This window comes from Haloplanus natans DSM 17983 (genome assembly GCF_000427685.1).
Classification (GTDB): Archaea; Halobacteriota; Halobacteria; order Halobacteriales; family Haloferacaceae; genus Haloplanus; species Haloplanus natans.
The window spans coordinates 3027207-3051342 of record NZ_KE386573.1 but is presented as its reverse complement, the minus strand read 5'-3'; the positions used below and the strand labels follow the sequence as shown (position 1 = coordinate 3051342).

At 68.5% G+C, this 24136-nt stretch carries 25 protein-coding genes; 9 read left to right on the top strand and 16 right to left on the bottom strand.

What is annotated here, in order from left to right; translation table 11 throughout:
- Positions 1–32 precede the first annotated feature (32 nt).
- The gene (locus tag HALNA_RS17760; protein ID WP_049937687.1) at positions 33–1403 is read left to right on the top strand and encodes a hemolysin family protein; all 1371 of its coding nucleotides are present in this window, start codon (positions 33–35) and stop codon (positions 1401–1403) included.
- Here HALNA_RS17760 and HALNA_RS17755 read toward each other — a convergent pair.
- The 3 genes from HALNA_RS17755 to HALNA_RS17750 all read right to left on the bottom strand — a co-directional run bounded on the left by HALNA_RS17755 (position 1400) and on the right by HALNA_RS17750 (position 3595).
- Positions 1400–2566 (bottom strand): inorganic phosphate transporter, encoded by a 1167-nt coding sequence (locus tag HALNA_RS17755; protein WP_049937685.1) that lies wholly within the window; start codon positions 2564–2566, stop codon positions 1400–1402. The two genes, HALNA_RS17760 and HALNA_RS17755, sit on opposite strands and share 4 nt — an antisense overlap.
- 70 nt (positions 2567–2636) lie before the next feature.
- On the bottom strand, positions 2637–2792 hold the full coding sequence (locus HALNA_RS20740; protein WP_169719063.1) for a DUF7859 family protein: 156 nt from the start codon (positions 2790–2792) through the stop codon (positions 2637–2639).
- A gap of 245 nt (positions 2793–3037) precedes the next feature.
- On the bottom strand, positions 3038–3595 hold the full coding sequence (locus tag HALNA_RS17750; RefSeq protein WP_049937684.1) for a metallophosphoesterase: 558 nt from the start codon (positions 3593–3595) through the stop codon (positions 3038–3040).
- Between the two features lie 75 nt (positions 3596–3670).
- Between HALNA_RS17750 and HALNA_RS17745 the strand changes: the two genes are divergently transcribed.
- On the top strand, positions 3671–4612 hold the full coding sequence (locus HALNA_RS17745) for a cation diffusion facilitator family transporter (RefSeq protein WP_049937683.1): 942 nt from the start codon (positions 3671–3673) through the stop codon (positions 4610–4612).
- On the opposite strand, the gene HALNA_RS17740 is transcribed toward HALNA_RS17745, so the two are convergent.
- Both HALNA_RS17740 and HALNA_RS17735 read right to left on the bottom strand, forming a co-directional pair.
- Entirely contained in the window at positions 4591–5628 is a 1038-nt protein-coding gene (locus HALNA_RS17740) for a threonine aldolase family protein (RefSeq protein ID WP_049937682.1), read from the bottom strand. The two genes, HALNA_RS17745 and HALNA_RS17740, sit on opposite strands and share 22 nt — an antisense overlap.
- Before the next feature lie 42 nt (positions 5629–5670).
- Entirely contained in the window at positions 5671–5958 is a 288-nt protein-coding gene (locus tag HALNA_RS17735) for a GYD domain-containing protein (protein ID WP_049937680.1), read from the bottom strand.
- A gap of 111 nt (positions 5959–6069) precedes the next feature.
- Between HALNA_RS17735 and HALNA_RS17730 the strand changes: the two genes are divergently transcribed.
- Positions 6070–7158 (top strand): aminopeptidase, encoded by a 1089-nt coding sequence (locus tag HALNA_RS17730; RefSeq protein ID WP_049937679.1) that lies wholly within the window; start codon positions 6070–6072, stop codon positions 7156–7158.
- 87 nt (positions 7159–7245) lie between these two features.
- On the opposite strand, the gene lrp is transcribed toward HALNA_RS17730, so the two are convergent.
- Complete coding sequence (gene lrp / locus HALNA_RS17725; RefSeq protein WP_049937678.1) at positions 7246–7707, bottom strand: HTH-type transcriptional regulator Lrp; 462 nt, start codon at positions 7705–7707, stop codon at positions 7246–7248.
- Positions 7708–7833: 126 nt separating this feature from the next.
- Between lrp and glnA the strand changes: the two genes are divergently transcribed.
- A complete protein-coding gene (gene glnA / locus HALNA_RS17720; protein WP_049937677.1) occupies positions 7834–9213 on the top strand; it encodes a type I glutamate--ammonia ligase in 1380 nt (459 codons plus the stop codon).
- A gap of 132 nt (positions 9214–9345) precedes the next feature.
- Here the strand turns inward: glnA and HALNA_RS17715 are convergent, their stop codons facing one another.
- From HALNA_RS17715 to HALNA_RS20735, 3 genes are all read right to left on the bottom strand, one after another.
- Complete coding sequence (locus tag HALNA_RS17715) at positions 9346–10212, bottom strand: phosphatase PAP2 family protein (protein ID WP_049937676.1); 867 nt, start codon at positions 10210–10212, stop codon at positions 9346–9348.
- 51 nt (positions 10213–10263) lie between these two features.
- Positions 10264–11505: a YihY/virulence factor BrkB family protein gene (locus HALNA_RS17710; protein WP_049937675.1), complete on the bottom strand. Its 1242-nt coding sequence runs from the start codon at positions 11503–11505 to the stop codon at positions 10264–10266.
- A 75-nt stretch (positions 11506–11580) separates the two neighbouring features.
- Positions 11581–11733, bottom strand: coding sequence for a hypothetical protein (locus HALNA_RS20735; RefSeq protein ID WP_169719062.1), 153 nt, complete (start codon positions 11731–11733; stop codon positions 11581–11583).
- Between the two features lie 157 nt (positions 11734–11890).
- On the opposite strand from HALNA_RS20735, the gene HALNA_RS17705 reads away from it, so the two are divergent.
- On the top strand, positions 11891–12988 hold the full coding sequence (locus HALNA_RS17705) for a site-2 protease family protein (protein WP_049937674.1): 1098 nt from the start codon (positions 11891–11893) through the stop codon (positions 12986–12988).
- A gap of 7 nt (positions 12989–12995) precedes the next feature.
- On the opposite strand, the gene HALNA_RS17700 is transcribed toward HALNA_RS17705, so the two are convergent.
- The 4 genes from HALNA_RS17700 to HALNA_RS17685 are packed head-to-tail and all read right to left on the bottom strand — an operon-like array spanning position 12996 to position 17859.
- The gene (locus HALNA_RS17700; protein WP_049937673.1) at positions 12996–13676 is read right to left on the bottom strand and encodes a class I SAM-dependent methyltransferase; all 681 of its coding nucleotides are present in this window, start codon (positions 13674–13676) and stop codon (positions 12996–12998) included.
- Positions 13677–13715: 39 nt separating this feature from the next.
- Positions 13716–16109: an amino acid permease gene (locus HALNA_RS17695; RefSeq protein WP_049937672.1), complete on the bottom strand. Its 2394-nt coding sequence runs from the start codon at positions 16107–16109 to the stop codon at positions 13716–13718.
- A 54-nt stretch (positions 16110–16163) separates the two neighbouring features.
- On the bottom strand, positions 16164–16685 hold the full coding sequence (locus HALNA_RS17690; RefSeq protein ID WP_157573612.1) for a hypothetical protein: 522 nt from the start codon (positions 16683–16685) through the stop codon (positions 16164–16166).
- A 58-nt stretch (positions 16686–16743) separates the two neighbouring features.
- Positions 16744–17859: a tRNA (guanine(26)-N(2))-dimethyltransferase gene (locus HALNA_RS17685; protein WP_049937669.1), complete on the bottom strand. Its 1116-nt coding sequence runs from the start codon at positions 17857–17859 to the stop codon at positions 16744–16746.
- A 102-nt stretch (positions 17860–17961) separates the two neighbouring features.
- Between HALNA_RS17685 and HALNA_RS17680 the strand changes: the two genes are divergently transcribed.
- From HALNA_RS17680 to HALNA_RS17670, 3 genes are all read left to right on the top strand, one after another.
- Entirely contained in the window at positions 17962–18309 is a 348-nt protein-coding gene (locus HALNA_RS17680; protein ID WP_049937667.1) for a hypothetical protein, read from the top strand.
- Positions 18310–18352: 43 nt separating this feature from the next.
- Positions 18353–19513, top strand: a complete 1161-nt coding sequence (locus tag HALNA_RS17675) for an acyl-CoA dehydrogenase family protein (RefSeq protein ID WP_049937666.1) — start codon at positions 18353–18355, stop codon at positions 19511–19513.
- A gap of 86 nt (positions 19514–19599) precedes the next feature.
- Positions 19600–19890 (top strand): DUF7853 family protein, encoded by a 291-nt coding sequence (locus HALNA_RS17670; protein ID WP_049937665.1) that lies wholly within the window; start codon positions 19600–19602, stop codon positions 19888–19890.
- An 11-nt stretch (positions 19891–19901) separates the two neighbouring features.
- On the opposite strand, the gene HALNA_RS17665 is transcribed toward HALNA_RS17670, so the two are convergent.
- Positions 19902–20381 (bottom strand): cupin domain-containing protein, encoded by a 480-nt coding sequence (locus HALNA_RS17665; protein ID WP_049937664.1) that lies wholly within the window; start codon positions 20379–20381, stop codon positions 19902–19904.
- 158 nt (positions 20382–20539) lie between these two features.
- Here HALNA_RS17665 and HALNA_RS17660 point away from each other — a divergent pair, with 158 nt between their 5' ends.
- On the top strand, positions 20540–21805 hold the full coding sequence (locus HALNA_RS17660; RefSeq protein WP_049937663.1) for an MFS transporter: 1266 nt from the start codon (positions 20540–20542) through the stop codon (positions 21803–21805).
- Here the strand turns inward: HALNA_RS17660 and HALNA_RS17655 are convergent.
- Together HALNA_RS17655 and HALNA_RS17650 are read right to left on the bottom strand one after the other, a co-directional pair.
- The gene (locus HALNA_RS17655) at positions 21752–21967 is read right to left on the bottom strand and encodes a hypothetical protein (protein WP_049937662.1); all 216 of its coding nucleotides are present in this window, start codon (positions 21965–21967) and stop codon (positions 21752–21754) included. The two genes, HALNA_RS17660 and HALNA_RS17655, sit on opposite strands and share 54 nt — an antisense overlap.
- Before the next feature lie 24 nt (positions 21968–21991).
- Positions 21992–24106, bottom strand: a complete 2115-nt coding sequence (locus HALNA_RS17650) for a heterodisulfide reductase-related iron-sulfur binding cluster (protein ID WP_049937661.1) — start codon at positions 24104–24106, stop codon at positions 21992–21994.
- Positions 24107–24136: the final 30 nt, after the last annotated feature.

Genomic DNA, 24136 nt, shown 5'->3' with positions numbered 1-24136 from the left:
AATTCAGGCCCGTGACTAGGATGGGTACTTACATGGGTTTGTCGCCGACAGCGAGCGCCGCCGGGGTCGGGACTCCGGCGCAGATCTCCGATATCGTCCCGCTGACCGACACCACCGTCACCATCGGCGGCTCGATCGCGATCCTGTTTCTGATCGCGCTGTCGGCGTTTTTTTCCTCGTCCGAGATCGCGATGTTCTCGCTGGCCCGTCACCGCGTCGAATCGCTCGTCGAGGACGACATTCCGGGAGCGGCGGTCGTCCAGGAGTTGAAAGCCGACCCCCACCGGCTCCTGATCACGATCCTCGTCGGCAACAACATCGTCAACATCGCGATGTCCTCCATCGCGACCGGGCTGTTCGCCATCTACCTCTCGCAGGGGGAGGCGGTGCTCGCCGCAACCTTCGGCATCACGACGCTCGTCCTCCTGTTCGGCGAGAGCGCGCCCAAATCCTACGCGGTCGAGAACACGGAGTCGTGGGCGCTCCGGATCGCCCGCCCGCTCAAGTACTCGGAGCTCGCCTTGCTCCCGCTGGTGGTCGTCTTCGACTACCTGACACGCGTGGTCAACCGCGTGACCGGCGGTCGGTCGGCAATCGAGACCACGTACGTCACCCGCGACGAGATCCAGAACATGATCCAGACCGGGGAGCGCGAGGGCGTGATCGAGGAGGAAGAACGCGAGATGTTCCAGCGCATCTTCCGGTTCAACCGCACCATCGCCAAGGAGGTGATGACGCCGCGACTCGACGTGACCGCGGTGCCGAAAGACGCAACCCTCGACGAGGCCATCGAGACCTGCGTCCAGAGCGACCACGAGCGTATTCCGGTCTACGAGGGTAACCTGGACAACATCATCGGTATCGTCACCCTGCGTGATCTGATCCGCGAGAAGGATTACGGCGAAGGCCAGAGCGATCTGACGGACGTGGTCCAGCCGACCCTCCACGTCCCCGAATCGAAAAACGTCGACGAGCTGTTAGAGGAGATCCAGGACAACCGGATGCGGATGGTCATCGTCATCGACGAGTTCGGCACCACGGAGGGGCTGATAACGCTCGAGGACATGGTCGAGGAGATCGTCGGCGACATCCTCGAGGGCGACGAGGAGGAGCCGTTCGAGTTCGTCGACGAGGACGTGGTGATCGTCCGCGGCGAGGTCAACATCGACGAGGTAAACGAGATGCTCGACCTCGACCTGCCGGAAGGCGAGGAGTTCGAGACGCTCGCGGGTTTCGTCTTCAACCGCGCCGGCCGCCTCGTCGAGGAGGGCGAAGAGATCGACTACGACAGCATCACCATCCGGATCGAGCAGGTTGACAACACCCGGATCATGAAGGCCCGACTCACGATCCACGACGACGAGCATGAGGAACCGGTCGACGAGGCGGAAGCCGAGAGTTAGAGGGCGTCGATGGCGCTGAAGGCGCCGTAGCCGAGTACGAGCGCGAGCAGCAGCGATCCGATCCAGGCCAGGACGGTGTAGAGCATCTTCCGACGACTGACCCCACCCCCGCCGGCGGCGTAGCCGGAGCCGATGATCGCCGAGACGACGATTTCGTTGAACGAGACGGGGATGCCGAAGGCGACGGCGGCCTGGGCGATAGCGAACGAGGGGATGAGCGCCGCGATGGAGCGCCGCGGACCGAGCGAGGAGTAGTCCTGTGCGAGCGCCTTGATCATACGGGGCGCGCCGGTCCACGAGCCCAGCAGGAGGCCGATCCCGCCGCCGGCGAGGACGGCCGGCAGGGGGATCGAGAAGTCGCCCAGCAGGGGCACCAGCGGGCCGATGGCCAGGCCGACCTGACTCCCGCCGGCCGAGAAGGCGACGAGGCCGCCGAGCGTGAGGAGGAAGCGTCGCTGGGTCGCCTCGGGATCGGTCACGAGGCCACGGTAGAGGACGGCGACGACGAGGAGCGCACAGACGGCGGTGACGACACTGGCACCGACCGGGAGGCCGGCGCCGAGGGCGGCCGCGATGGACGCCGATTCGCCTTCGGCGCCGAGGAGGCTGAACTTGATGGTGGCGACGAGAGCGCCCACGAGACCACCGAGCAGGGAGACGGCGTAGCGCTCGGGCACGGACGGGGCCCGGAGCAGTCGGGCCGTCGTGTAGGCGACGCCGCCGCCGACGAAGGGTGTGAGCACCCAGAGCGTCGCAATCTGGCGGTACTTCGCCCACGCCGGGTCGCCGCCGAGGGCGAGGCCGACGCCGACGACGGCGCCGGTGACGGTGAAGGCGGTGGCGATGGGGTAGCCGGTGAAGACGCCGATGGCGACGAGACCCGCGGCGGTGAGCAAGCCGACGATGGCCGCGGTGGCGGTGAGCGAGACGCCACCGATCAGTTGGGTGCCGACCGCTTCCGTGACGTTCGCCCCCTGTAACACCGCACCGGCGAAGCCGAGCAAGCCGACGACGAAGCCGGCACGCATCACGGAGATGGCGTTCGCGCCGACGGCGGCGGCAAAGGGCGTCGATCCCGAGGAGCCGGCGCCGATGGCCCACGCCATAAAGAGGCTGGCGAGCGCGGCGACGACGAAGGTGAGCAGTGTACCGGTGGCGACCATTAGGGTGTGTCCGTCTGTGTGAGGGGGGTACTAAGGGGTGTCGGGGTCGGTACGCCCGGCGTCGGATCGATCAGCGGTACCCCTCGTCGTACCCCTCACGGAGCGAGAGGAGGGTTCGTCGGACGAGCAGGTAGGCGAAGAAGACGAGCAACAGCATCAGTGCCACCAGCGCGAGGAAGATTGGGTCCCCGAGGAGGCCGCCGAACTGGAGGACGGTCGCCTGCATGATCGGGGGGTGGCCCGGAGCGGGCAAAGCCCTTTCGACGGCGGAGGCGGCCCGCCGACACGGCGTGTCCGGGAGCTCGGGCTCCCCGGGGTCCCCGATCCGCCGCCCCCGCGCTCCGATCCGGTCGAAAGCTACAACAGCGCTTTGAGCCTACGCCGTTTATATTATCCTCACCGCTGTAAGTCGAACCGCGTGGTCCCCCGACCTCGCTTCGGCCCTCCCTTTTCGTCCCCCTCCCAATCCGTTCACTCCTCCGCCGGCACTCGAATCCGGTCGATCACCTCGCCCTCGGGCGTGCGAAGGACGCCGACCAGTCCGGACGCGACGGCGCCGGCGACGGTTTCGGGTGCGTCGTCGCTCCCCGCCGCCCACAGTTCGGCGTGGGCCGGGCGATACCCCCGCGGATCGGCGTGACTTCCCGGATTGAGCAGTATCGGCCCCGTCCCGGGTACGTCCACCGTCGGCCGATGGGTGTGCCCGGAGACGACGAGGGCGGCCCCCCGCTGGCGACCGAACAGCGAGAGCGCCGTCGCTCCGCCGCGTTCGGTGTGAGTGATCGCAACCCGGACGCCCGCGTACGTCGTCGTCGCGGCGGACGGGAGGCGGTCGCGAACGCCCGCCCCGTCGGCGTTGCCGTGGACCGCCACGAGTCGGTTGGCCCGGTCCCGGAACGCGTCGAGGACGGTCGTCGTGGTGAAGTCGCCGGCGTGGATCACGAGGTCCGCCGCGTCGACCGCCTCGCGGGTGCGACCGGCCAGACGGGCGTCGTCGGTGCCGTGCGTGTCGGAGCAGACGACGAGCATGGGGACGAGTCGCGCCCCAGCGGCAACTCGATTTCGGTCGGAAGGTTGAATCGGCGGCCGTCCGACGGGCCGAATATGGCAGGCAGCAAGTCGGTCGTCCTCGCCGCACTCGTCGCGAACGGGGCCATCGCCGTCCTGAAATTCGTGGCCTTCCTCCTCACCGGGAGTCCCTCCATGCTCTCGGAGACGTACCACTCCATCTCCGATACGGGCAACCAGGTGTTTCTCCTGATCGGCATCCGCTACAGCGGGAAGTCGCCGAGCAGCGAGCATCCCTTCGGCTACGGCAAGGCGCAGTTTTTCTACAGCTTCCTCGTCTCCGTCCTCCTGTTCGGCATCGCGGGGTGGGAGAGCCTGAAACACGGCGTCGAGGCCATCCGCCACGGCCACTCGGCAACGCCGGGGACGGTGACGTTCGCGGGCGTCACCGTCGACGCCGTCTACGTGAGCGTCGTCGTCCTCCTCGGTGCCATCGCGTTCGAGTCGTACGCGTTCGTGAAGGCCAACGCCGAACTGCAACAGCAGATAGAGGAGTACGGCTGGTCGGGGCTGGTAGAGGCGTTCAGATCGACCAGCGACGTGACGACGCTCACTGCCTTCACCGAGGACGCCATCGCCCTCGGCGGCGCCGTCATCGCCCTCGTCGGCATCGGCCTCTCGCGCGTGACGGGTAACCCCCTCTACGACGCCGTCTCCGCCGCGCTCATCGGCCTCCTCCTCATGTGCTTTGCCCTCGCGCTGGCGTGGGAGAACAAACGACTCCTGCTGGGTGAGAGCGCGCCTAAAGGGCTCGAAGCCGACTTTCGGGCACTCATCCGGGAGCATCCGGGCGTCGACCACGTCGACAACTTCCGGACGATGTTCGTCGGCCCGTCGGCCATCCTCGTCGCCGCCGACGTGAGCTTCGAGACCGGCCTCGAAACCGGGGCCATCGACGAGGACATCGACCTGATCGAGGGGAAACTCCGGGACCGGGACGACCGCGTGCGTTTCGCCTACATCGAACCCGAACTGTAAACGACCGACTCGATCCGATCGAGTGCCGTTTCGATATCCTCGCGGTCCACGTCGAGGTGGGTACAGAACCGGACGTGCGCGCCGTCGATGGCGCCACTTCCGACCCCGCGCTCGGCGCAGGCGTCGACGAACGCCCCGGCGTCGAACGGCGCCGCCGATACGTCGACGACGACGATGTTCGTCTCGGGCGTCGGCACCGACAGGCCGTCGATGGCGTCGAGTCCCGCGGCGAGGCGGGCGGCGTTCTCGTGATCCTCCGCCAGCCGTGACCGGTTCTCCAGTGCGAGCAGCCCCGGCGCGGCGACGATGCCGGCCTGTCGCATCCCGCCGCCGTGGAGTTTGCGGAGCCGTCGCGCCGCGTCGACGAACGACTCGCTGCCACAGAGCATCGAGCCGACGGGTGCGCCGAGCCCCTTCGAGAGACAGAAGAGGACGGAGTCGACGGGCGCGACCATCTCCGCGGGGTCGACGCCGCGGGCGACACAGGCGTTGAACAGGCGGGCGCCGTCGAGGTGGACGGGCACGCCGTGGGACCCTGCGGCCTCGGCGACGGCTCGAATCCGGTCGATCGGAATCGCGAGGCCGCCGCGGGCGTTGTGCGTGTTCTCCAGACAGACGAGGCCGGTGCCGGGGCGGTGGAGGTCCGCGTCGTGACAGACGGCGTGGACTTGTTCGGGCGTGAGGACCCCACCCTCGGCGTCGACCGTGTGCGTCTGGAGCCCGGCGTTGCGGGCGAGGCCGCCGAGTTCCCAGCGGACGATGTGTGCCTCGCTGTCGACGACGACTTCGGTGCCGGGGTCGGCGTGGACCGCCGCGGCGATCTGATTGCCCATCGTCCCCGTCGGGACGAAGAGGGCGTCCTCGCAGCCGACGACGGCGGCCGCGCGGCGTTCGAGGTCGTTCACCGTCGGGTCGTCGCGGTACACGTCGTCGCCCACGTCGGCGTCGCGGGCCGCATCCCGCATCGCGTCGGAGGGGCGGGTGACCGTATCCGATCGCAGGTCGATGTCGAGCATACCTCCCTCTCGGACCGGCGACGAGAAAAAGAGCGAGGATGGCTACGGCAGTCCGTCGATCAACTCGCGGTACTCGGCCTCCGGGAACGCCCGGAGCGTCTCGGTTCGGACCGCCCCGGCGATGGCGATGCCACCCTGCGTCGCCGTCTCCGCGTCCGGCATCTCCATGATCACGACGGCGTCGTACTGCCCCATCGTCTGGAAGAAGTGGGTCAGTTCGACCCCCATCGACTCGACGACTTCGCGGGCGCCGTCGAGGCGGTCCGGGCCCTCGTCCACGTGCTGTACACCCTCCCCCGTGTAGTTCACCAGGCTGACGACCGTCTCCATTCCGGATCGGTCACTCGGGTGAGCGACCGCATGGTTTTCGGTACCAAGCCACAAGAACCTACTCCGGTCGCACTCCGAAAGGCTTTGTCGGCCGCACCGGAATCCCCTGACATGGACCCGCGCATTCGGACCCACGCGGAGATCATCGTCGATCACTCGACGCGCATCGAGTCGGGCGACAACGTCGTCGTCAGCATGCCAGCGGTCGCGGAGGACCTCGCCGTTGCCCTCCACGAGGTGCTGGGCGACCGGGGGGCGACCCCGCTCTACATCAACAATTCCGAGCGCGCGGCGCGGGCGTACCTCCGCGCGAGCGACGACGAGGCGTTCGAGACGCCGAGCCACCAGCTCGCCCTCTTCGAGGAGGCGGACGCGTTCGTCATCGCCCGCGGCGGCGCGAACGTGTCCGAGCAAAGCGACGTGACCCCGGAGACCAACGCCGCATACCGCCGAGCGATGCGACCCGTCCTCGACGAGCGACTGGGTAAGCGCTGGTGTCTCACCCAGTTTCCCTCCTCCGGCCACGCCCAACTCGCGGGCATGAGCACCGCGGCCTACGAGAACTTCGTCTGGGACGCCGTCACCCTCGACTGGGACACACAGCGCGAGCATCAGGCGCGGATGGTCGAGATCATGGACGGCGCCGACGAGGTGCGGATCACGAGCGGCGACGAGACGGACGTGACGATGTCGGTGGCGGGCAATCCCACGATCAACGATTACGGCGAGCACAACCTCCCCGGCGGCGAAGTGTTCACCGCGCCGGTCAAAGAGTCGGTGGAGGGCTACGTCCACTTCGACATGCCGCTGTACAGGAAAGGAACGGAAATCGCGGGCGCTCGCCTCCGGTTCGAGAACGGCGAGGTCGTCGGCCACAGCGCCGAGCGCAACGAGGACGTGCTCACGGGGATTCTCGAGACGGACGAGGGCGCGCGCTATCTGGGCGAACTCGGCATCGGGATGAACCGCTCCATCGACCAGTTCACGTACAACATGCTGTTCGACGAGAAGATGGGCGACACCGTCCACATGGCGGTTGGCAACGCCTACGCCGACACCGTCGGCGAGGAGAACGTTCGCAACGAGAGCGCCGAACACGTCGATATGATCGTCGACATGTCCGAGGACTCGACCATCGAGGTTGACGGGGAAGTCGTCCAGCGGAACGGAACCTTCGTCTTCGAAGACGGCTTCGAGTAGGAGTCGCTGGCCGAGTGCGATCTTTTGCTCCGGCTTTTCGACGGGGTGAGCGACCGAAGGGAGCGAACCCCGTCGAAACGGTGGGTGTTACTCGTCGTCGACGTCGAGGTCGAACTGCTTGTTCTCGACGACGGCGTTGAGGACGACGCTGGTGTTGGATTCACGGATGTCCGCGTCGGTCAGGAGCGTCTTGATCTGTTCGTTCATCCCGTCGGTGTCGATGAACTTGCCGACGGCGATGACGTCGTAGTCGCCGGTCACTTCGTAGACGCTGACCATCTGCTTTTGTTCCTGGAGGCGGTCGGTGATGCCCGGCAGGGCGCTCCCCTCCACTTTCAACTGCAGGATGGCGGTCACGTCGTAGCCGAGCGCCCCGTAGTTGACCCGCGGCGTGTACCCCTCGATGACGCCCTCCTCTTCGAGGTCACGAAGGTGATTCGAGACGGTGGTGACGGAGACGTCGAGTTCCTCGGCGAGGCTGCGGAGGCTCGCTCGCCCGTCGCCGAGGAGCGCGTTGATGAGCTTGGCGTCGAGATTTTCGTACGTCATGGCAGTTACACACGACACCGGGGGTATAGAAGTTTACGAATATCCAATTCCGATCGACACCGAGAGGAAATTGCAGACAACAAAAAGGGCTTAATACTAGGAGTATAGATTAACCCTGTCCAGAACATGACGGACGAAAATACGGCGACTGACGGCGGTTTGACGGCGACAGAACAGGACGTAATCGACCAGATCGACGAGAAAAACGTCGACTTCCTCCGGCTTCAGTTCACCGACATCCTCGGGACGGTCAAGAACGTCTCGGTCCCGGCGACGCAGGCCGAGAAAGCGTTCACCGAGGGCATCTACTTCGACGGCTCCTCCATCGACGGCTTCGTCCGGATTCAGGAATCGGACATGCGCCTCGACCCCGACCCGGAGACGTTCGCGGTCCTCCCGTGGCGGAACGGGGACTCCGACGGCGGCGCGGCGGCCCGCCTCATCTGTGACGTGGTCGATACGTCGACCGGCGAGCCGTTCTCGGGCGACCCGCGAGGCGTCCTCAAAGACGCCATCGAGCGCGCCGAGGAGATGGGCTACAACGTGAACATGGCGCCCGAACCCGAGTTCTTCCTGTTCGAGGAAGACGAGGACGGGCGCGCGACGACCAAGACCAACGACGCCGGTGGCTACTTCGACCTCGCGCCCAAGGACCTCGCCTCGGACGTGCGCCGTGACATCATCTACGGCCTGGAGAGCATGGGCTTCGACATCGAGGCCTCCCACCACGAAGTGGCCCAGGGCCAACACGAAATCAACTTCACGTACGACGACGCCCTCTCGACGGCCGACAACGTCGCCACCTTCCGCTCGGTCGTTCGCGCCATCGCGGCGGAACACGACCTCCACGCGACGTTCATGCCCAAGCCCATCGCCCGGATCAACGGCTCGGGAATGCACACCCACATGTCGCTGTTCACCGAGGACGGCGAGAACGCCTTCCACGACGAGGACGACGAGTTCAACCTGAGCGGCACGGCCAAGAGCTACCTCGCGGGCATCCTCGAACACGCGCCGGCCATCACGGCAATCGCCGACCCGACCGTGAACAGCTACAAGCGGCTGGTGCCGGGCTACGAGGCGCCCGTCTACGTCGCCTGGTCCGACCGCAACCGCTCGGCGCTCATCCGCAAGCCGGCCGCGCGCGTCCCGGCGGCTTCGCGGATCGAGCTCCGTTCGCCCGACCCGTCGTGTAACCCCTACCTCGCCTTCGCGGCCATGATCCACGCCGGTCTCGACGGCATCGAGCGAGATCTCGACTGCCCCGACCCAGTCCGCGAGAACATCTACGAGTTCGACGAGGCGAAACGCGAGGAGTACGGCATCACGACGCTGCCGTCGAACCTCGGCGAGGCCGTCGAGGCCTTCGAGGAAGACGAGGTCATCACGAGCGCGATGGGCGACCACGTCGCCGAGAAGTTCGTCGAGGCCAAATCCCAGGAGTTCGGCGAGTACATCGTCGAAGTCTCCGACTGGGAACTCGACCGCTACCTCGAGAAGTACTGATACGGCCGGCTGTCGGTCGATCACGATCCTCGCCATCGCAGCTGGCGAATCGCTCGAAACAGTCACAGACGACAGTACGAGGCGGCAAGCACCCGATCCAGTTTTTTCGACACGCCGCATCCACGCGCGGCCTCACCTCGCCGGCACGCCGAGCGCCGACAGGCCGGGCGCGGCGAGCACCACCGCGACGGTCCCGCCGGCGAGTCCGGCGGCGACGGGAAGCGAGACGTCCCCGCCGACGACGGTTGCGGCGACGACGCCGACGGCCGGGATGACGACCACGGACGCGACGAGCTGGCGGGTCGTGCCGGCGCTTTCGACCACCCGGTCCGCGACCACTCGCCAGCTTAGCCACCCGCCCACGGCCGCGGCGGCGGCGATGACGGTGTCTACGATGACCGTGACGCCGACCGCCGCGGCACCGAGGCCGGCCGCGAGCGCGAACGTGCGCCCCACGGCGCCGGGACTCACCTCCTCGGGCGCCCACCCGGGGCCGACACGGAACGCGACGGCGAGGTAGCCAACGCTGACGGCGACGCCGACGACCACGTCGACGAGGTAGTGGACGCCGATGAGTACCCGCGAGGCGGCGACGACGAGGACGAGCGCGGCGGCGACACGCGTCACGCGGCGGTCGTGGGGGGCCAACAACCCCGCGAGGCCGCCGTAGACGACCGTCGCGCCGATGGCGTGGCCGCTGGGAAAGCCGTAGCCGTCCGTCCCCGCGCCCGGCGGGCGTGGGAGGGCGAAGCCGTATTTGAGCGCGAGCGTCAGGGCGAAGCCGCCGAGCGCGAGGCCCATCGCGGCCGCCATGCGCGTCGACGACACGCCGAGGTGGTTCGCGAGGAGATAGCCCGCGGCCACGAGCAACAGGAGCGCCACCGGATCGCCGAGGTGGGTGAGGACGCCAAAGAGGCCAACGACGGTATCGGGAACCGTCTCGACGACGGCCGTTTCGCCGACGCCACGGTCGGCGACGGTGTGGACGGCACGCGACATAGGGAGTGAGTGACGTGGAACGGATATATAATCCGTGCTTCGCCGCGTCGGTCAGCGCCGAAACCGCCGGAGTGCATCGAGGGCCTGCCCGGGTTTGCCGAGCAGGGTGAAGCCGACGCCCGCGAGGACGAAAAGGACGTACAGCCCGAGCGTCGAGAGGAAGATCACGATCATGGCGACGAGCGCAACGAGATCGGAGAGGAGATAGAAGGCGCCGAGCGTCATGGCCGTCCCGTAGAGGAGAACGAGATAGGGTCCCCAGCCGCGGGCGTGGCCGCGGCGCATCCGCCGGCGGACGTACGCCTTCAGTTCCGACTCCAGATCCGGCCGGTCGACCGTCCGTTCCTCCACGTCGGCCTCGAAGGCGTCCAGATCCTCGCGGACCGAGTCGAGTCGGTCCTCGAGGTCCTCGATATCCGGTGCCGGGGAGGGGTCCGTTTGCGTGTCGTCGCCGGTCATTGCCGTCGTCACGTCGTCTCGGTCCGGCGGGTGTTGTACCTGCCGATCCCGGTCGACCGAGCGATCGGCCCGGACGGCGTTCAGCGTCGCGCCGACGAGCAAGACGAGGCCGGCGAGGTAGAACCACGTCACGAGCAGGAGGATCGCCCCGAGCGTGCCGTAGAGGGCGGCTTGGCCGCTCGTCGTCGCGGCCGCCGCGTAGAGGGCAAAGGCCGTCCCGAAGACCGTCCAGCCGCCGGCACACAGGAGTGCGCCGGGGAGCGCCTCGCCCGGCGAGACGCTACCCGCCGGGGTCAGGTAGTACACCGGAAAGAGTGCGGCGAGGAGGATGGCGAAGAAGATCAGGGGGGCAACGAGGGCGACCGGCGTTCGGATGAGGGTCGCGGCGCCGACGAGGGCGACGCCGCCGAAGGCGCCGACGCCGACGGCGACGAGGACCGTCACGCCGACCCGGAGGCTCCCGAGGAAATCGCGGGCGGGAGTGCCGTAGATGCGGGCGAAGGCGGTGTCGATGCCGCGAAAGAGCTTGAGCGAACCCCAGAGCAGGAGTGGGAGGCCGACGAGCGTGACGCCGCCTCGACCCGCCGTGTTCGCCAGCGCCTCGTCGACCACCCCCTGCCCGACGGGGAGGAGATACCGACCGGCGAGATCGAGGACCGCCGTCCGGAGCGCCGCTCCCCCGACGGCGGTGGCGACGACGGTCGTCAGGACGAGTGAGGGAAGCAGGGAGACGAAGGCGTAGTAGGCGATGCTGGCGGCCAACAGGGTTACGTCCCGCGTCCGCACCTCGTGGACGACGGCGCGGACGAGGGCGACCCGTGATCGAGCGGACACGCTCGTCCGGTTCGCGCGGCGTCGACAAAAGGCCGTGCCCGCGGCGGCGCGCCCCCTCGCCACGACCCTCGGCTATCAGTCCACGGGCGCGAAGTACGCCGCGGCGCCCGACCCCTCGGCGAGTTCGGCGAGTCGCGTGCCGTCGCAGTCGGCGCAATCGCTCGGGGCGTCGGGGCTCGCGTACACCGTTCCGCACCGTTCACAGGCGAAATATCGGAGTCCGAGCACGGCACGGCTACGGGTCGTGGAGGGAAATAGGGCTCGTCGTCGCCGGCACTCGATGCCGTGTATCTACCGTCGGATTCGACGGTCTCGGTCCTCACGAACCGGAATTCCGACGCTTGCCGCCGAGCAATACTAGTGGTTGTAGGCCCTACTCGCGACGATGGACGAACCCACGGTTCCGGGCGACCTCCCCGACCCGGGGTCGCTCACGGAGGCGTTTCTCGTATACGAGGTGGAGGTGGCCGAGGAGCGGGTTCGGTACTACGGCGAACTCGCCGGCGCGAAGGAGTCGGTCATGCGGACGCTCGCCCCCGCGTTCCGGGAGCGGGGCTACCGCGTCGACCTCACCTACGAGACGGGCGAGTACGTCCTGACCGCGACGGAGCGCTCGACGGGGGTCGACGGCGTGCCGTGGAGCCACGTGGCGCTGTTCGGGGCGACGGTGTTGACGACGCTGTACGCCGGGTCACAGTGGTACGGCATCGACCTGTCGGCCGATCCGCTCGCCATCGTCGGGGCGTGGCCCTTCGCCCTCTCGGTGATGGGCGTCCTCGCGATTCACGAACTCGGTCACTACGCGTTCAGCCGGTACCACGACGTGGAGGCGACGCTTCCCTACTTCATCCCGATCCCGAGCATCCTCGGGACGCTCGGGGCGGTGATCCGCATGAAAGACACCATCCCGAGCCGTCGTGCCCTGTTCGACATCGGCGTCGCCGGTCCCCTCGCCGGGCTGGCGGCCACCGTCGTCGTCACCGCGGTCGGCGTCTCGCTCCCGCCGGTGGCGACGGACGGGTCGATGGTCGCCGACCTGGAACTCGGCTACCCCCTGCTGGTGCAGGGCATCGCCGCCCTCCTGGGCGAACCGCTGACGTACGGCCCCGGTTCGACCGTCAACCCGGTCGTCGTCGGCGGCTGGGTCGGCGCGTTCGTCACGTTCCTCAACCTTCTCCCCGTCGGCCAACTCGACGGGGCACACGTGACGCGGGCGCTCGTCGGCGACCGTCTGGCCTCGGTCCAGCGGCTGGTTCCGATCGCGCTGTTCGGGCTTGCGGGCTACCTCGTCCTGTTCGAGAACGGCCAGGGCGCCCAGGTCTGGGGGCTCTGGGCCCTGCTTGCGCTGCTGTTCTCCCGCGCCGGCAACGCGACGCCGATGGACGAGACGCCAGTGGACGTGAAACGGCGGGCGATCGGCGTCCTGACGCTGCTTCTCGGGATGGCGTGTTTCACGCCGGTACCCATCGCGTTCGTCGGCTAGCACCCGGCTACGGCGCGACGCCGACCGTCAGGAGCGTCCCCCACGTCCGGTAGCGGTCGACCATCGCCTCGCGGCGCTCCCAGTCGTCGGTCGGGAACGCGTCGACGTCCGGAATCTCGATTTCGCGGTCGGGGATGGTGCTCTGCTCGGCGACGTGAAAGCCCGCCTTCCGGAACCGCTCGCGGTACTGCTCGCGATTCCACAGGTGCATCTCGACGCCGACCGTCTCCTTCCACTCGTGGGTGTGGACGCTCTCCTCGAAGAAGTTCACCGCACAGAAGAACGTGCCGCCGGGGCGCAGGACGCGGAGAAGTTCTCGGAGGACGGCGTCCGGGTCGCGGGCGTAGTAGAAGGCCTCCATCGACCAGACGTGGTCGACGCTGTCGTCGCGGAGCGGGAGGTGGCCGAAGTCGCCACGGCAGAAGTCGAGGCGGGGGTCGTCGGTGTAGCTCCGCGCGTTTCGAACCATCTCGCCCGAGGCGTCGAGGCCGACCGCCCGACCCACGTCCCGCGTCTCGCGGAGCGCCCGGAGCGCGTAGCCCGACCCGGTGCCCAGATCGAGCACCGTCTCGCCGGCTTCGACCGGCATCCGGGCGAGCGCCTCCTTCGCCGTGTGCCAGTGTCGCTTCTCCATGCCTCGATCCTTCCCCTCGCTCGCCCACCGATCGAACTCGGCTTGCACGCTCATTGGCGACGACGACGGTTCGTGGCCACAAATCGCTACTGCTTATCCCGACCGGCCCTCGGGCGTCGACGCCGTGGACTCGTCGGAGCCGGCGTCGATGGGGCCGCGCCGCCGCCCGGTGAGCGCGCGGTAGACGGGGTAGATGTAGTCCTCGATCGGTCCGTGGACGCCGCGCGGACTCGCGTAGACGAGGACGGGCAGATCCTCGCTCTTGGCGAGTTCGATGACCTGATCCGGCGTGCTGCCGAACACCCACCGCCGGAGCCGCCGGGTGCGCGTGGCCCCGATGACGAGGACGCCGCCGTTCTCGCTCGCGGTGCGGACGAGGCCCGCCGCGATGCTGGCGGCGGCGACGTTCTGCACCTGAACGGAGGGCGCGCCAGTGAGTCGCGAGATGGTCGTCTCGGCGTTCTCCGGCCGCCCCTGTCCGCCCTCGGGCGTGACGTTGATGACGTGTAGTTCCGCCCCTTCCTGACCCATGCGCTCGATGAGGGGGAGGACGTCGAGGTGGTGGGGGCCGCCGCCGGCGCCGATGTTGACGACGCTCGTGTCCGGATCGGAGACGCCGCTGGCGAAGAGCACGCCACAGGGGGCGGTGTACTCCACCGTCTCCGCGATGCGGGTGTGTTCCTCGGGATAGCCCATGAGGATTAGGTCGGCGTCGTCGTCGCGAGCGGTCTGGACGATGTCGAAGGCAACGTCCTGACAGACGTGGCCTTCGACGGTGTAGTCGGCGTCGACGCCTGCCTCTGCGAGCCGCGATTCGATGCGTTCGGTGCGCCGACGGGCCGTCTCCTCCACCGTCTCCCACGGCGTCTGGTCGGGGATGTGGGTGACGTTGACGACCTGTACGAGCGGATCGTCGCTGCGGAGGCGCCCGAGCGTCGCGGCGAGTTCGGCGTACTGGGCGGCCCGCTCCGGCCGGGCAACGGCGACGAGGATGCGGTGGCGGTCGGCCCCCCTTTCGGCGGCCTCCGATTCGCCGGTCGGCGCGCCGACGCCCGCGTGTTCCGACGGGGGGACCACCCGCTCGAACAGGTCCTCGACGCCCGGCGCGCCGCCCCAGACGAGGTAGGCCACGAGGAGCACGAGGACGAGGACGAGGCCGACGACCACCCCCTTGACCGGCAGGTTGGTGATGAGCGCGACGTTGGCGAGGATGCCGAGGATCGGGACGGCCGGGACGCCGGGGACGCGGAAGCCACGCTCCAGGTCGGGGAACCGCCGCCGGGAGTAGACGAGGGCGGCGTTGACCACCGAGAGCGGCAGGAGGAGGTTGAGCGTCGCGAACCCGGTGAGCGTCGTCAGGCCGAGTTCGGTGAGGGTCAGGGGGCCGAGCGCCGGCAGGGAGACGGTGAGGTCGACGGGGAGCAACCCGCCCTCGGCGGGAAAGAGGCCGATGAAGACGACGATCATGGCGACGATGGTGGCCGTGGTCGCCACCACGCTCCAAAACGGCGTGCCGTAGCGGGTGTGGATGCGGGCGAAGGGCCGGGGTGCCTGCCCCTGTCGGCCCATCAGGGAGCCGATACCGCTCGCGGCGAGGACGCTCGCGTTCGAGGCGCTGACCATGCTGAACACCGCGCCGGCGACGATGAGCGACCGGCCGACGGGACCGAGGAAGCCGGCGGCGACCCGGCCCATCGCCGTCTCACCCTCCTGGGCGATCACTTCGGCCGGGACGGGCGAGTTGACCATCGCGACGATGACGAACGCGTAGAGGACGGTGACGGTGACGATACTCGCGGCGATGGCCCGTGGCACCGTCTTGCGCGGTTCGATGATCTCGCCGGCGCTGGCGGCGATGGCGGAGAAGCCGAAGAAGGTGATGAAAGCGAGGGCGGCGATGGTGACGATGCCGACGGCGTCGGCCGAAAAGCGCGCGGCGAAGGTGTCGACGGCGGCCGTCGGGCCGCGGAACGTGAACGCGCCGGCGACGAAGGCAATGAGGACGGCCACCTTCGCACCGGTGACGAGGAGCTGGAACGTCCCGCTCTCCTCGGTGCCGCGGGCGTTGAGCGTACCCAGCAGGACCGCCGCGACGACGCCGGTCGTGCCGTGGGGCAGGCCGTGCAGCGACTCGGGGATGATAAAGCGGAAGAACCACTCGTCCATCGTTGCGAGGTAGAAGGCAGTGGTGCCGGTGTAGCCGAGAAAGAGCATGGCGCCGACGGCGTAGACGAGCGTCTCGTGTTCGAACGTGCGCGTCGAAAAGAGGTAGCCGCCGCCGTTCTCGGCGTAGATCGAGGCGAATTCGGAGTAGGAGGCGGCGGTGAGTCCGGCGACGAGCGCCGCGAGGACGAAGGCGACGACGGCGCTACTGCCGATCGCCGCGACGGCGGTGCCCGACAGCGAGAAGATACCCGCCGCGATCATGGTCCCAAGCCCGATCGCGAAGGCGATCTTGAAATCCAGCGTCCGTCTGTGCTCGACCATCACGCCCACCTGCCCGGCCAGCCCTCAAAAATTCAGGGGGTCAGTGCGAGCGCGTCAGAACAACCCTTTCACCGTGTTGATGACCGTCCACGTCGCCTGCTTGATCGGTTTGCCGTCCTCGCCGTTGATGACGATGCCCTCGACGGTGTCACCGGTCCGTCGGCCGTTCCGGACGTGTTCGACGAACTGCGGCACGGGGTCGTCGAGGTCGACGAGGTTCTCCGCCGTCTCGCGGGTCAGCAGCATCTTCAGACTCGCGTCGTCGCGTCGCGACTGTCTGAGGTCGGTGATCGTCCCGTCCGGACGCATGTAGAAGGAGAACACGACGCCGGTGTCGACGAAGTAGACGTTGACGACGTTGCCCGTGATCTGGTTGAACACCTGCCGCTCCGCGAAGTTCATCTCGGCGTCGGTGACGTTCGCGTTGAACCGCGGCTGCATATCCTGCAGATCCGCGAACAGCTCGTCCGCCCACGCCGGTTGCTCCCCCGATTGGGCGGCGACGGGCGCTCCTGCGGTGGCAACGGAGAGGGTGACGAGGAGCGCGACGACGATCCGATTCACGGATAATGTCATACCGTACCAAACGACGTCGGTGTATATGGACGTTTGGGCAGACGATTTTCGGGCGGTGTCACTCGGCGGTCGCCACCCGAATCTCCTCGACGGAGGCGTCCGTCTTGAACGCCGTCCCGTGGTAGTGTGCGCGCGAGGCGTCGTACCCGGCGTCCCGCAGGTCGGCGAGGAAGTCGTCCATCGCGGGGGCAGAGCGCGTCCACTCCTTGCAGAGGCGGTGCTGGTCGTAGTGGGTCGGCTCGTCGAGTTCCGCTTCGAGCGTATCCAGCAGCCGGCGGGCGCGGGCCGCCTCGCCCATCCCGTCGTCGACCCGTTCACGGACTGCGGTGACGAACTCGCGGTCGCGGATCGCCCCCAGCCAGAGGGGGCCGGCGGTGACGACGCGATTTCCCCCGCAGGCCGGGCAGTCCTCGGGCGGGTGGGCGATCAGGCCGGACTCGGCCTCGCGGGTGAGACAGTCCTCGCAGTGGTGAACGTAGCCGAGTTCGTCGATACAGGCGTCGGCTTGCGTCGCTCGGCCGTCGAGTTCGAGATACGTGCGGGCGTAATGTCTGGAGACGTGCGAGCAGATGGGGCGGGCGGCCGTGTCGTAGCGGGCGGCGGTGCGCACGAGCGCCGAGAGGAGGACCCGAAGCCCCATCTCGGGGTGATAATCAGTGTTGCGGGGGACGGCGCCGTAGGAGCGGACGCCGCTCTCGAAGTGGGCGCCACAGAGCGGCGCGGTGTCGGTGGCGGTGACACAGACCAGGTCGCGGGCGTTGGCGACGGCGGCGTCGGCGAACGGGATCGGCGTGCCGAAGGGGTCGAGGTCGATCACGTCGTGTGTGGAGTCGTGCATGTGGACGTTGGCGTCGCGTTCGATCACGTCGACAGCGAGGTCGTTGCGGGCGGCGTTCTCCCGGGCGAGGGAAACGGCGTCGGGGTCGGTGTCGAGCGCCGTCACGTCCCAGCCCGCCGCGGCCGCGCGGACGGCGCGGACGCCGCTTGCGGTCATGGCGTCGAGATACGTCTCCGCACGGGGTTCGCGCTCGCGATAGGCCCGCAGGACGGCGACGGTCACGTCCCGGTTCAGTTCCTGTGTTGGGTTGTAGAAGACGCCCTCGCCGCGGCCCTGGCTCGCGCCGTCGCGGGCGTCCGCGACTTCGAACTCGACCTCGCCCTCGGTGACGCGCATGGCGGAGGTGGACGGGGCGTGGCGAAAAGGGCCGCGGTTCGGCGTGACCGCCCGTTCGATCGACCGAACGGCTTTAGACGCCCAAGCCCGACCGTTCGCGTCGTGAGCGAGGTGGAGGACTGGCGCGAAGCGCTCTCGGTGGCCGGAGAGCTATCCGGCCCCATCGTCGACGCCATCCTCTCGGTCCACGGCGACCGTGGCCAACGGGCCATCGAAGCCGTCTCCGAGGAACGGGTGAAGCAGTACCGCGATTTCACGGTCGTCGTCGGCCACGACGACGAGTACATCATCGAGGACGGTGGCTGCACCTGCAAGGACGCGGAGTACAACCTCGATTCGGGCGATCCGACCCAGCGTTGCTGGCACGCCCTCGCCGTCGACATCGCCGAACGCGTCGACGCCGTCGACCACCACGATATGTGGTACTCCGAGGTGCGGGAGTTCCTGTAGGGCGCCGAGCAAGCGTTTTCACCGAACGGTTCCCACTCCCGCCATGCTCGACTACGTCGACTTGGAGGCCGACCTCGACGAAGAGGAGCGGCTGATCCGCGACACCGCCCGCCGGTTCGTCGACGAACAGGTCCGCCCCGGCATCGCCGACCACTTCCTCGACGGCACGTTTCCGACCGATCTGATCCCGGAGATGGGCGAACTGGGCTTTTACGGCCCGAACCTCGACGGCCACGGCCTGCCGAACGTGAGCGAGCGGGCGTACGGCCTGTTGATGCAGGAGCTCGAAGCCGCCGACTCGGGGGTGCGCTCGATGGCGAGCGTTCAGGGCGCGCTGGTGATGTATCCGATCCACGCGTTCGGAACCGAGACACAGCGGGAGCGGTGGCTGCCCGACCTGGCGACGGGCGAGGCGGTCGGCTGTTTCGGCCTGACCGAACCCGAACACGGCTCGGACCCGTCGTCGATGGCGACCCGCGCCGACCCCGACGGCGACGGCTACCGGCTGACGGGGTCGAAGACGTGGATCACGAACGCCCCCATCGCGGACGTGGCGGTGGTGTGGGCGCGGGATCGGAGCGTCCCCGACGAGCCCGTCCGGGGCTTTCTCGTCGAGACGGACCGCGACGGCGTGCGGACGCCGGAAATCGACGAGAAGCTCTCCCTTCGGGCCTCCATCACGGGCGAGATCAGCCTCTCAGAGGTGTGGGTGCCCGACGCGGCCGTCCTCGACGTGACGGGGATGAAGGGGCCGCTCTCCTGTCTCACGCAGGCGCGCTACGGCATCGCGTGGGGGGCGGTCGGCGCCGCTCGCGACTGCTTCGAGACGGCGCTGGCCTACGCCACGGAGCGCGAACAGTTCGGCCGGCCGATCGGTGGCTTCCAACTCCAGCAGGAGAAACTGGCGGAGTTGGCGACGCGGATCACGACGGCGCAACTGCTCGCTCACCGGCTGGCGGACCTGAAAGAGCGGGGCGACCTGCGGCCCCAGCAGGTGTCGATGGCCAAGCGCAACAACGTTCGGATGGCCCGCGAGGGCTCCCGGACCGCCCGCGAGATACTGGGTGGCAACGGCATCACGGCCGACTACCCGCCGATGCGCCACCTCGCCAACATGGAGACGGTGTACACCTACGAAGGCACCCACGACATCCACTCGCTGATCCTCGGCGAGGATCTGACGGGGCTGTCGGCGTTCGAATAGATCCTTTCGGAGTCGTGCGCGGCCGGCACCCAGCGGGGGTAGCCACAAAGGTCTCGTTCCCCTACGCGCAACCGAGGTGCACAGTCATGTCCCCGACCACCTGCCACGGTCCCGACGGCGTCGAACTCTCGCGTGAAGCGGCGTGGGTGCTCCACGCCGCCGTCCTCGACCACGTCGAACGGCTCGTCGCGGCCGGGCGGTCGCCCGACCGTGCCGTGACGATCCTCGACCGGATCGAGTCGTGTGAGCCACTCGACGCGGCCGACCGTGACCTCGTTCGCGACGCCCTCTCGACGTACGACGCCCCCGACCGTGACCGGGAGCCAGTAGCCTCGATCCGCGCCGCCCTCTCGACCCCTCGGGCGGACCGCCGCTAGTCCGTCCCGTCTCAGCCCTCGTCGAGCCAGTAGTCCACGTCGTCGTCGCGGCGGTAGTAGCCCGCCACGCTCCGCGGGTCGTCGCTCCCCGGCGCCGACCCCGCGTAGACGCCGATCTTGTCGGAATCGGGGTACACCGTCACGTCCGGTTCGTTCATCGTCGACAGCGCCAGATAGCGCAGGGTGTCGTCACCGTCGTTGATCACGCGGTGACCCCCGTCCGCACCGATCGGAAACGCCACGTAGTCGCCGGAGTCGAGCGGTTCCGTCCCGTCCTCGGTTCGGAGCCGTCCCGTCCCCGCGAGGACGTACAGCGCCTCCTCGTTGCCGGTGTGGAAGTGGAAGGGCCACGACTTCTTGCCGGGCGGGAGTTCGTACAGCGAACAGCCGAGACGTTCGCCGCCGGCCGCCGCCGCGAGTCTCTTGCGCCGGAACGCCGTCTCGTCGCGTTCGGTCGTCGCCCAGTCGAGGTCGGTTTCGTTGACACGCATGGCGGCGATTCGGTGCCCCGCCACATATAGTCGCGTTTGGAACTGTTCGCACACCTGATCGCACGCAGTCCCGCGATCAGACGTGCGATGACTTACGAAGGCTACTATACGCCGCCAGCGAAGAACATATTACTATATAGTACTAACCATGACACTGTATGTCGATATTGGCGGTGTCGTGGTGGGACGAGCGGTACGCCGCGCTCTCGGTGTGTGTCGGGGCGTACTTCGCGGTGCGTCTCGCGCAGTTGCTCGTCAGCCCCGTCGTCCCGTCGCTCCGGGGGGCGTTCGGCGTCTCACGTGGCACCATCGGGGTGATCCTCACCGGGATGTGGTTGGTGTACGCCTGCGTGCAGGCGCCGAGCGGCGCCGCCGGGGATCGGTACGGTCCGCGGCGGGTCGTCCTCGCGGCACTCGGCTGTACCGCCGTCGCGGCCGCCGCCCTCGCGGCGGCGCCTTCCCTGCTCACCTTCGGTGCCGTTGCCCTCCTACTGGGCGTCGGCGCCGGCCTCTACTACACGCCGGCGACGGCGTTGCTCGCCGCCCGATTCGACGGCATGGGCGGCGTCATCGGCGTTCACCGCGTCGGCAGTCAGGCCGCGGGGCTGGTCGCCCCCGCGCTGGCCGCGCTCCTCGGCGCTCGGTTCGGCTGGCGCGTCGCCCTCGGGAGCGGCGCCGTCGTCGCCGCCGGTGCGTTCGGGGTCGTCCTCTTTCGTGGTCGGAGCGATCCGTCGCCACGCCTCCGGTCGACGGCGCGAGCCGACGGCGGGGTGGCGGTCCGTCCACGCGAACTCCTCGGCGTACTCGCCCGCCCGCCGGTCGCCGCGGCGGCCGCGCTGGCGACAGTCGGGGAGTTCGCCGCGCTGGCGACGCTGTCCTTTCTTCCCACACTCCTCGTCGAGGGGTACGGACTCCCGCTGTCGACGGCGGGCGCGCTGTTCGGGGCGTATTTCGTCGTCGTGGCGGCGCTACAGCCCGTGAGCGGGTGGCTCTCGGATCGGCTCGGCCGCGACGCAGTCACCGGCGTGCTCTTCGCGACGGGCGCCGTCGGCTACGTATCGCTCGCGGTCGGTGGGAGTCTCGCCGCGGCCCTCCCGGCCGTGGCGCTCGTCGGTATCGCGATGGCGTGGGGGCCGCCGGTGCAGTCGCGGGCCGTCGACGCTCTCGCTGACGCCGAGCGTGGCGTCGGCTTCGGCGCCGTGCGCACGGGGTACATCCTCGTCGGGGCGCTCGGCCCCGCTGTCGTCGGTACGCTGGCCGACGCCGCCGGCTGGACCGTCGGCTTCGGCCTGCTCGCGGCTCTTCTCGCCGTCGCGGCCGCCGCCCTCGCTCTCGGGCGACTCGTCGGCCGGGAGCGCCGACCCCGCGGCTCAGCGGCGTTCGGGCTCTTTCTGCGGGATGACGACGAACGCCCGGCCGAGTGACGCGACGACGCCAACCGCCGCCGGGCCGAGCGGCGGCGTCGGAGTCCCCGAGACGAAAACGAGGCCACCGACGCCGCTGACCACGGGCGAGACGACGACGGCCCGCGCGACGAGGAGGGCGTAGGCGCCGACGCCGACGAGGACCGAGAGGACGGAGACCACATTGCGGACGAAAAAATCGGGCGTTCAGTCCGCTTTCGCGCCCGTTCGACCGTTCGCGTCGTCGACGACGGCCCCACCTTCGTCGATCGCCTCCACCAGCAGTTCCGTCAGATCGACGATTTCCACGTCGTCCTCGAACCCGCCCGTCTTGCGGCCGTCCTCGAACATCGTCGTACACATCGGGCAGGCGACGACGAACTGCTCGACATCTCCGCTCGTGTCCTCTACGGCTTCGCGGAGCCGTTCCTCGCTCGGCTTCATCTCCTCCTCGACTTCGGTCCAGACCCCACCACCGCCGCCGCCACAACAAAAGGAGTTCGACCGGTTGCGCGGCATCTCCGCCAGCGTCGCCCCCGTCGCGCGAACGAGGTCACGCGGCGCCTCGTACACGTCGTTCATGCGCCCGAGGTGACAGGGGTCGTGGTACGTGACGGTCCGACCGAGGGAGGCGGGCACGTCGAGACGACCCTCGCGGACCAGCCGTTCGACCACTTCGGTGTAGTGGGAGACGGGGGCGTCGAACTCCTCGACCATCTCGGGGTATTCGTGGGTGAACGTGTTGTAGCTGTGCGGATCGGTACAGACGAGTTCGTCGAACTCGGCGTCGGCGAAGGCGGCGGCGTTGTCCTCGACCAGCATCTCGTAGAGGCCCTCCTCGCCGACCCGGCGCACGTCGTTGCCGTCGTGGGCTTCGTCCTCGTAGAGGATGCCGTAGGAGACGCCCGCGGCTTCGAAGAGGCGCGCGAGCGACTGCGCGACGCGCTTGTTCCGGTCGTCGTAGGAGGGGTAGTCGCCGACGTACCACAGGAACTCCACGGCCTCCTCGCGGGCGTCGGGCACCTCGAAGTCGAGGGCTTCGGTCCACTCCGGGCGCTTGCGTGCGGGGTCGCCGAAGACGTTGCCCTGTTGGAAGGCGTTCATCATCGCGTCCTGGACGTGGGGGTCCATCTCGCCCGACTCCGTGAGCCGTCGGTTCATCCCCGTGAACTGCTTGACGTGCTCGATATCGACCGGGCAGGCGTCCATGCAGGCCATACAGGAGAGGCAGGCGTGCATCGACTCGGCGTCGATGACGCTCTCGCCCCCCGAACCGACGATGGGTATCTCGTCGCCGTCGCCGGCCGCCCGCCTTTCACGGTAGGTCTTCAGATCGAGGATGACGTTCCGCGGGTCGAGGTTGCGGCCCACCTCCTCTGCGGGACAGGCCGAGGAACACCGGCCACAGGTGGTGCAGGCGTCCTGATCGAGGCGTTCGCGCCACGTAAAGTCGTCCACGGAGCCGGTGCCGATTTCCTCGGGCGGCAGGTCGGCGGGGACGCCCGGCAGGCGCTTGCCCGCCTTCTCGTCGCGGGTGACGATGTTCGCCATCGACGTGAGCATGTGAACGGGTTTGGCGTATGGCAGGAGGGCAATGAAACCCAGCGCGAGGAGGGCGTGGCTCCACCAGACGGCGGCGTAGGCGGCTTCGGCCGTCGCGGGCGAGATGCCCGCCGCCCGTCCGACCAGCGCCAGCGCGTAGCCGACGAAACTCACCGTCTCGAAGGCGGGGAAGTCGGTGCCGAGGATGCGCAGGCCCTCGACGACGTAGCCGCCGACGCCCAGGGCAAACAGGGTGAGAACGAAGGCGTCGTCCTCCAGGTCGGTGTGCTTGCCCCACAACCGCGGATCGCGGACGCCGTAGCGCCGCCAGATGGCCATCCCGACGCCGACGACGAACAGGAGACCGAGGGCGTCCATCACCAGCGAGTACGAGAGGTAGAAGTCGCCGACGAAAAACGAGTCCCGACCCAGCAGCTTCGTCCAGATGTCCATGTCGATGGCGAGGATGGTCGTCCCGATGAGCAGGGTGAGAAAGCCCCACACGATGAACGTGTGCATGACGCCGGCGTAGGTGTCGCGGTCGAACTGCGCCTCGTTCGAGAGGAGGAGGCGGGTGGCGTGGGCGACGCGGCCGGGCAGGTCGTCGAGGCGGTCGAACGGGTCCGCGGGCGCCGCGGCGTACGCCGTGACGCGGGCGTAGACGCCGTACAGGAAGACGAGGATGGCGACGGCCGCGAGGTAGTAGAAGGCGGCCTCGCCGACGGGACCGATGGTCCAGAACGTCTCCCGCGTGACGGCGTCCGTCTGGAGGACGGGCATACGTAGTGAGGAGCGCAGGTGGGGGTTAAA

Coding starts and splice junctions, on each gene's coding strand:
- HALNA_RS20740 (WP_169719063.1), bottom strand. CDS start 2,792: ATGCAGGCGACCGTCCTCCAGTTCGGCGGCCTCCTCGGGGACCCAATC.
- HALNA_RS17685 (WP_049937669.1), bottom strand. CDS start 17,859: ATGCGCGTCACCGAGGGCGAGGTCGAGTTCGAAGTCGCGGACGCCCGC.
- lrp (WP_049937678.1), bottom strand. CDS start 7,707: ATGACGTACGAAAATCTCGACGCCAAGCTCATCAACGCGCTCCTCGGC.
- glnA (WP_049937677.1), top strand. CDS start 7,834: ATGACGGACGAAAATACGGCGACTGACGGCGGTTTGACGGCGACAGAA.
- HALNA_RS17700 (WP_049937673.1), bottom strand. CDS start 13,676: ATGAGCGTGCAAGCCGAGTTCGATCGGTGGGCGAGCGAGGGGAAGGAT.
- HALNA_RS17760 (WP_049937687.1), top strand. CDS start 33: ATGGGTTTGTCGCCGACAGCGAGCGCCGCCGGGGTCGGGACTCCGGCG.
- HALNA_RS17740 (WP_049937682.1), bottom strand. CDS start 5,628: ATGCTCGACATCGACCTGCGATCGGATACGGTCACCCGCCCCTCCGAC.
- HALNA_RS17715 (WP_049937676.1), bottom strand. CDS start 10,212: ATGTCGCGTGCCGTCCACACCGTCGCCGACCGTGGCGTCGGCGAAACG.
- HALNA_RS17755 (WP_049937685.1), bottom strand. CDS start 2,566: ATGGTCGCCACCGGTACACTGCTCACCTTCGTCGTCGCCGCGCTCGCC.
- HALNA_RS17675 (WP_049937666.1), top strand. CDS start 18,353: ATGCTCGACTACGTCGACTTGGAGGCCGACCTCGACGAAGAGGAGCGG.
- HALNA_RS17695 (WP_049937672.1), bottom strand. CDS start 16,109: ATGGTCGAGCACAGACGGACGCTGGATTTCAAGATCGCCTTCGCGATC.
- HALNA_RS17745 (WP_049937683.1), top strand. CDS start 3,671: ATGGCAGGCAGCAAGTCGGTCGTCCTCGCCGCACTCGTCGCGAACGGG.
- HALNA_RS17660 (WP_049937663.1), top strand. CDS start 20,540: ATGTCGATATTGGCGGTGTCGTGGTGGGACGAGCGGTACGCCGCGCTC.
- HALNA_RS17705 (WP_049937674.1), top strand. CDS start 11,891: ATGGACGAACCCACGGTTCCGGGCGACCTCCCCGACCCGGGGTCGCTC.
- HALNA_RS17735 (WP_049937680.1), bottom strand. CDS start 5,958: ATGGAGACGGTCGTCAGCCTGGTGAACTACACGGGGGAGGGTGTACAG.
- HALNA_RS17750 (WP_049937684.1), bottom strand. CDS start 3,595: ATGCTCGTCGTCTGCTCCGACACGCACGGCACCGACGACGCCCGTCTG.
- HALNA_RS17730 (WP_049937679.1), top strand. CDS start 6,070: ATGGACCCGCGCATTCGGACCCACGCGGAGATCATCGTCGATCACTCG.
- HALNA_RS17690 (WP_157573612.1), bottom strand. CDS start 16,685: ATGACATTATCCGTGAATCGGATCGTCGTCGCGCTCCTCGTCACCCTC.
- HALNA_RS17670 (WP_049937665.1), top strand. CDS start 19,600: ATGTCCCCGACCACCTGCCACGGTCCCGACGGCGTCGAACTCTCGCGT.
- HALNA_RS17665 (WP_049937664.1), bottom strand. CDS start 20,381: ATGCGTGTCAACGAAACCGACCTCGACTGGGCGACGACCGAACGCGAC.
- HALNA_RS17650 (WP_049937661.1), bottom strand. CDS start 24,106: ATGCCCGTCCTCCAGACGGACGCCGTCACGCGGGAGACGTTCTGGACC.